At 74.7% G+C, this 6437-nt stretch carries 7 protein-coding genes; 5 read left to right on the plus strand and 2 right to left on the minus strand.

Annotated elements, in window-relative coordinates:
* Window positions 1–90 precede the first annotated feature (90 nt).
* A complete protein-coding gene (locus FMEAI12_RS04070) occupies window positions 91–882 on the minus strand; it encodes a hypothetical protein (protein WP_112105020.1) in 792 nt (263 codons plus the stop codon).
* A 20-nt stretch (window positions 883–902) separates the two neighbouring features.
* Window positions 903–1133, minus strand: a complete 231-nt coding sequence (locus FMEAI12_RS04075) for a hypothetical protein (RefSeq protein ID WP_071063682.1) — start codon at window positions 1131–1133, stop codon at window positions 903–905.
* Window positions 1134–1443: 310 nt separating this feature from the next.
* On the opposite strand from FMEAI12_RS04075, the gene FMEAI12_RS04080 reads away from it, so the two are divergent.
* The 5 genes from FMEAI12_RS04080 to FMEAI12_RS04100 all read left to right on the plus strand — a co-directional run.
* Window positions 1444–3552 carry a hypothetical protein gene (locus FMEAI12_RS04080; RefSeq protein ID WP_112105021.1) on the plus strand — a complete coding sequence of 703 codons (2109 nt, stop codon included), beginning with the start codon at window positions 1444–1446 and terminating at the stop codon, window positions 3550–3552.
* 152 nt (window positions 3553–3704) lie between these two features.
* Entirely contained in the window at window positions 3705–4571 is an 867-nt protein-coding gene (locus FMEAI12_RS04085; RefSeq protein WP_071063680.1) for an AfsR/SARP family transcriptional regulator, read from the plus strand.
* Window positions 4572–4573: 2 nt separating this feature from the next.
* The gene (locus FMEAI12_RS04090; protein WP_071063678.1) at window positions 4574–4828 is read left to right on the plus strand and encodes a lasso peptide biosynthesis PqqD family chaperone; all 255 of its coding nucleotides are present in this window, start codon (window positions 4574–4576) and stop codon (window positions 4826–4828) included.
* Window positions 4825–5283, plus strand: coding sequence for a lasso peptide biosynthesis B2 protein (locus FMEAI12_RS04095; protein WP_083391022.1), 459 nt, complete (start codon window positions 4825–4827; stop codon window positions 5281–5283). Before FMEAI12_RS04090 ends, FMEAI12_RS04095 begins: the two co-directional genes overlap by 4 nt.
* Window positions 5280–6437 (plus strand): ABC transporter ATP-binding protein (locus FMEAI12_RS04100; RefSeq protein ID WP_235013680.1); only part of this gene is annotated, 1158 nt, incomplete at its 3' end. The genes FMEAI12_RS04095 and FMEAI12_RS04100, both read left to right, overlap by 4 nt.

Here is a 6437-nt window from a genome sequence, read left to right on the forward strand (position 1 = left end):
GGCGGGCCGTGTTCTCGTCGCTCATCTGGCCGTCCTACCAGTCCAGCCCCGCCGGAGGCGCTGGTGTGTGCGCGAGGCCCTCTGCAGGCGTCAGTGTGAACGTTCCCACCAGTGGTGGCGGCTGTGCCGGCCGCCACCGGCGCTCGCGGGCTCGCGGATCCCGGCGGGCTCGCTGGTTCCGGCGGGCGGGGTGTCCGCGCGGCGGGGCTCGTCCGGGTAGACCGACGCCTCGTCGAGGCCCGGCCCGGCGGCAGCCCGGCCGGCGGCCGCCTGGTCCGCGGCGGCCTGGTCCCTGACGGCCTGGTCCGATGCGGGCGCGGCCGGTTGGAGCTGGCGGCGGTGGCCGCGGGCGTGCCGGCTCGGTTCGGGATGCCCGAGGCGCCGCCGCCGCGCCGTGGCGACGTCACGGACGCCGACCACGCTGAGCCGGCCGAGCGCGCTCGCGCCGAGGAAGAGCATCGCCGCGCCCAGCCCGTAGAAGAAACTGATCATGATGAGCGCCTGGAGTCCCTTGCCCCCGAGCGGGACGCCCATCGCCGCCGGGTTCCAGATCTGTGACAGCGGTGGCCCGACGACGAACCACACCCCGGCGACCGTCGCCAGCGTGGCGCCGAACGCGGCCATCGCCCGGTTCTGGCTGAATATCAGGATCAGCCCGCCCACGACCGCGACGATGCCGGGCAGGACGGACAGCCAGAAGCGGTTGGCCGTCCACTCCCACGTCTGCGTCGTGAAGCCGAAGTCGAAATAGGGCCCGACGAACGGGATGAGGGCCCCCCAGATGCCGAGCGCCACGAGCAGGAACCCGCTGAGGGCACCCTTCGTCCGCGGGACGTGCCACATGTCGCGACCACGTGGCCGATCGATCACTGCCGTGTCCATGCCTTCTCCCTCCCCGTCCGTTACCGCGGTCCGCGGGTGGTCGCCGAACGGGTCGTGCTGACGTGGGACATCACGCCCGCGGGCCACAGAGCCAGGGCCGCGAGCACGGCCACCGTCGTGGCCACGGCGAGCAGCACCCAGGCGTTGAGGATCATCCCGACCAGCGCGAGCACCAGTCCGACGACGACGACCCCCGTGAGCGCCCACACAAGGACGGGGCGCTCACGGGGCGGGCTCGAGTGCATGGTCATCGGACACCTCGGTTCCTCGGCCGGCCACGGGCCTCCCGCATGGGCCGTCGGTGCCGAGATACCCCGTCTCCACGCATTCCAGCGGCCCGGACGTGGGATGACCTCGATTCCGTCAACTGTTCGACTACTGACGTCGGTAATCTGGCGTCCCATGGGTTGGCTGTGGGGAGCCTCGCCGGCCTGGTTCGGGGCGGCCCGGTTCCGGCCTGCCCGGCTCTGGGCGGTTCGGGTCCGGCCCGGCTGGTCCCGAACCGCCCGTTTTGTTGGGATCCGGCGGCGTGGCCTCGGGGGTGTGGTCTGCCTGGTCGCGGTGGTGTCGGCGGTTTTCGTCCCGGCGGGCGTCGCGCTGCTGACCGTGCACGAGACAGCCCAGCAGGCCCGTTTCTACCGCGGCGCGCTGGACGAGGCGCGGGTGCACGAGCGGATCAGCGACGAGGTCCTGACCGACCCGGTGCTCACGGACGTGACCGGTGACCTGCTCGCCGACCTGCCCGTCGACCCGGACCTGATGGTCGACAACCTGCAGCTCGTCGTCCCGCCGTCGGCGCTGCGCGGGATGACCGACGGCGTCGCCGACAACGTCGCCGCCTACCTCGACGGCAGCCGCGCCGAGTTCGTCCTCGCCGTCGACCTGCGGCCGATCCTCGACAACATCGGGCGGCTCGCGTCCGTTTACCTCGCCGGGCAGGTGTCGGGCGCGCCGCGGTACCGCACAGAGGACGTCGCCGCCGCCCTGCGCGACGTCCTCGACGGTGTGGACCGGGTCAGCCAGGGCCGCCCGCCCGCCTCCGTGCCCGAGATCGATCTCACCGACGATCAGGTCGCCTGGGCGACCGACCTGCTGGTGAGCCGGGTGGACGGGGCCGACCGGCCGGTCGCGCGGGAACAGGTGCTGGTCGCGCTGCGCTCCGGTGATCTCGGCGCCGCGCTGGCGGTCGTCGGCCCGCTGATCTTCGCCGGGGACGTGTCCGCCGTCGCCGACCTGCGGTCGCGCCTGGCCGGCGGCACCGTCCTCGACCTCGGCCGCCCGCTCGCGGACGCGCCCGGCGGCCCGGCCGGCTTCGTGCTCCGCACGATCCACACGATCGGCGGCACGGGCATGCTCGCCCTCGCCGCGCTCTGCTTCGCACTGCCCGCCGGCGTGCTCGGTCTCGCCGTCCGGCGGCGCGGACCGTCGGTGCGGCTGGTGGGCGCCGCGCTCGTCGCGGGCGGGCTGTCCGCGCTGGCCGCGGGGGTCCTCGTGACCGGCCTGGTCGGCGACCCGCTCGCGCCGCTGCGCGGGCCGGACTCGCCGCTTCCCCCGGCGGGGCGGGTCCTCGCCGGAGACGTCGGCCGCGTGCTGGTCGCCAACGTGCGCGCGACCTGGAGCGAGATCGCGGCGATACCGCTCCTGGCCGGGCTCCTCCTCGGCACCGTGACGGTGGTGGTGCGCCGGCTGTCGCGCGCCGAGTGGCGCGTGCGGCGCCTGGTGGCGGTGGGCACGACCTGCTCGGTGTTCGTCGCCGTGTCCTGGGTGCTGATCCCCGGCGAGGCGGGCACCGGCACCGCGTTCTGCAACGGCGGGGCGGACCTGTGCAACCGGCGCTACTCCGACGTGGTCTACCCGACGACCCACAACGGGATGGCGTCCGTGCGGGCCGGGTTCCTCGGCGCGGTGCAGGACCCCGACCTGGTGGGCCAGCTCGACAGCGGCATCCGCGCTCTGATGCTCGACGTCCACCACTGGACGACACCCGCGGAGGTCGAGTCGTTCCTGGCCGAGCTGCGCCCGCGGGCCCGCGAGGCGCTCGCCCCGTTCGCCACCGGTGCCCGTTCGAGCCGCCCCGGGCTCTGGCTCTGCCACGGCATCTGCCAGCTCGGCGCGACCCGCCTGGACGACGCGCTGGCCGGCGTCGCGGGCTGGCTGGCGCGCAACCCGGCCGAGGTCATCACCATCATCGTCCAGGACGGCGTCGCGCCCGAACCGATCATGGCCGCGTTCCGGGTGGCGGGCCTCGGTCAGTACCTGGTCCGCCCGCCCGCGCCGGGCCGGCCGTGGCCGACCCTCGGCCAGCTGATCGACCGCGGCCGGCGCCTGGTCGTCTTCGCCGAGAACGGGGACGTGCCCGGCACCTGGTACCGCAACTTCTACCGCTCCAACGCGGACACCCCGTTCGACGTCCGGATCCCCGGGGGCTTCAGCTGCCGGATCGGCCGCGGGGCCAGCCGGCCCACCATGCTCCTCATCAACCACTGGCTCACCGACCACGCCGCCACCCGCGCCGACGCGGCGCTGGTGAACACCAGCTCGTCGCTGACGGCGCATGCCGAGCAGTGCGCCGCCCGCGGGCTGCGCCCGACCTTCCTCGCGGTCAACTTCGCGACGGTCGGTGATCTTGTCGCCACCGTCGCCGCCTACAACCGGCATTCGCCCGACTGATCGCTCGGGTGCTCCCGGTCATCGGAATGTCGCTGTATGTGAGCTGTATGTGATGGGAAGATTCCCTACCGGGTCGGGACGGAGGTGACATCGACCCCCCGCCGCCCCGGCCGGACCGTCTAAGCCCGCCGCCCGCTGGGGAGGAACGCCTCATGGAACCGCGGCGTCACCTGCCCTTCCGGGTCCTCGGCCCGCTGGAGGTGAATGCGTCCGACGGCCACACCGTGCCGATCGGGCAGCCGAAGAAGCGGCGTCTGCTCTCGCTGCTGCTGTTCAGCCGCGGCCGCTGGACGAGCACCGAGCGGATCCGCTCGGTGCTGTGGGACGCGGACCCGCCGCCCTCGGCCCTCGGCAACATCAAGACCTACGTCTCCGACCTGCGCCAGATGCTCCCGCCGGGGGAGACGGCCGGACTCGGCCGCATCCAGAGCCGGCCGGGCGGCTACCGGCTCAACGCCGCCGCGACCGAGGTCGACGTCTGGATCTTCGAGGACGCGGCGCGCCGCGGCCAGGACGCCCGGTGGGCCGGCGACCGCGACCGGGCCGTCGATCTGTTCGGCGACGCGCTGGCCGTGTGGCGCGGCGAGCCGTACGACGAGCTTCCCGAGGAGGTCACCCGCGCCGAGTCGGCCCGCCTGCACGAACTGCGCGCGGTGGTGCACGAGGACCTCATCGACGCGCTGCTCGACCGCGGCCAGTACGACCGGGTCCTGCCGATGCTGCGGGCGCTGACCGTTCAGCACCCGCTGCGGGAGCGGCTGTGGGGCCAGTTCCTGGTGGCGGCATGCCGCTCCGGGCACCGTGCCGAGGCGCTCGCCGCCTACCGCACCGCCTACCACCTGCTGTCCCGGGAGCTGGGCGTGGAACCCAGCGGTGAGCTGCGCCGGATCCACGCCCAGGTGCTCGCCGGCGAGCTCGACGCGGCCACAGCACCGGCTGGGGCGCCGGCCGGGGCGAACGGATGGGGCGGCGGCCGCGCGCGCCCGCGCGCCGCCGGCGGACGAGAGGAACGGGTCTGACCGTGTCGACGCAGCTGCGCAAGCACGTGATCCGCACCGAGACCGAGTACGGCGCCGTCCTGCTCGACGAGCGGACCGGCCGTTACTGGACCCTGAACCCCACCGCCGACCTCGCCGTCGGCGTGCTGGCCGGCGGTGGGACGCTCGCGCAGGCCGTGAGCGCGGTGACCGCCGCCTTCGACGTCGATGCCGCGACCGCGCGGTCCGACGTCGAACGGCTGGTCGCGACGCTGCGCTCAGCCGGGCTGGCCCGGTGACCCGCCGGCCCCGGCGCGGCGGGGCCCAGCGAGGCGGGGCCTGGTGGCGGTGGCTGCGCCGGGACGCGCTCGCCCTGCTGGCCGTCACGCTCGCCCGCGTGCTGATCAGGCTGCCGCCGGGACGGCTGCGTCGGGTGATGGAACTGCTGGCCGCCGGGACGCGGCCGGCCGGGTACCGGCAGACCCTGGCGGCGATGGAGGCGGTCACGGCGGTCAGCCGGACCTGCCGCGGCCAGTCCGGGTGCCTGCCGCGCGCGGTCGCCACCGCGCTGGTCTGCCGCGTCTCGGGGAGGTGGCCAACATGGCGGACAGGAGTACGGGCCGTGGGCTCGTTCGCGGCGCACGCCTGGGTGGAGGCCGACGGCCTGATGGTCGGCGAGTCCGTCCCGCCGGACACCTACCGGCCGATGATCACGGTCCGGTCGCGGCCGCGACCGGCCGCCCGGGTGAGGTGACCACGCCCCCGCGGCCGTGGCCGCCGACCGGCGGTCCGCCGCCCGGGCCCTCGGGGCCGTTGGGTGGCCCGCCGCCCGGGTTGTCCGGGCCGCCGGGCCTGAGGCCGCCTGGTGCCGGGCCGCCGGGGCCCCGCCCGGGTTTCGGTGACCTGTGGCGGCTGCTGCGCGGGCACGGCCGGCTGATCACGTTCGCGACCACCCTCACCGCGTTCGGCACGGTGATCGGCCTGGCGCAGCCCCTGCTGGTGCGCGCGGTCATCGACGCGGCGCGGGCCGGCGGGGTGCCGGTCCTGCTGATCGTCGTGCTCGTCGCGGTCTTCCTCGTCGAGGCGGCCGTCGACACCTGGGGGCACTACCTGCTGGAGTGCACCGGGCAGCGGGTGCTGCTGGGCCTGCGGCGCAGGCTGATCGGCCACCTGCTGCGGCTCCGTATCCGCGTGTTCGACGCCGAGCGCATCGGTGACCTCCTCTCCCGCTCGAACGCGGACACCACGGTGGTCCGGGACGCCGTGGCCTACAGCCTGACCACGTTCGTCACCAGTGTGATCGGGGTGCTCGCCGCGATCGGTCTGATGGTCTGGCTCAGCCCGGTGCTGTTCGGGCTGGTGCTGGTCGCGGTGGTCGTGGCCGGCGCGATCGTGCTGACGGCACTGGCCCGGGTGCGGGCCGTCTCGGAGCAGGGGCAGGCGAGCATCGGGCGGATGACCGCCGACCTGGAACGGGCGCTGACCGCGATCCGCACCGTGCGTGCCAGCAACGCCGAGGAGCGGGAGACCGAGCGCATCGGCGGGCACGCCGACGACGCCTACCGCGCCGGGCTGCGCATGGCCCGGCTCAGCGCGGTGATCGCCCCCGCCACCCAGCTCGCGGTGCAGGGCTCCGTCCTGGTGGTCCTGCTCGCCGGCGGTGTCCTGGTCGCCCGCGGCACGACGTCCCTGGGTGACCTGGTCGCCTTCCTGCTGTACGCGACCTACCTGGTGATGCCGCTGTCGCAGCTCATCGAGTCCGCGCAGACCATCCAGCGCGGCCTGGGCGCGCTGACACGCGTGAACGTCGTGTTCACGATGCCGCCGGAGGAGGAGCCGGCACCGGCCGGGCCCGTGACGCAGGTGAGGACCCTGGCGTCGGTGGGGGACGGGGCGTCGGTGGGGGAC

It is taken from the genome of Parafrankia sp. Ea1.12 (assembly GCF_900465275.1).
Classification (GTDB): Bacteria; Actinomycetota; Actinomycetes; order Frankiales; family Frankiaceae; genus Parafrankia; species Parafrankia soli.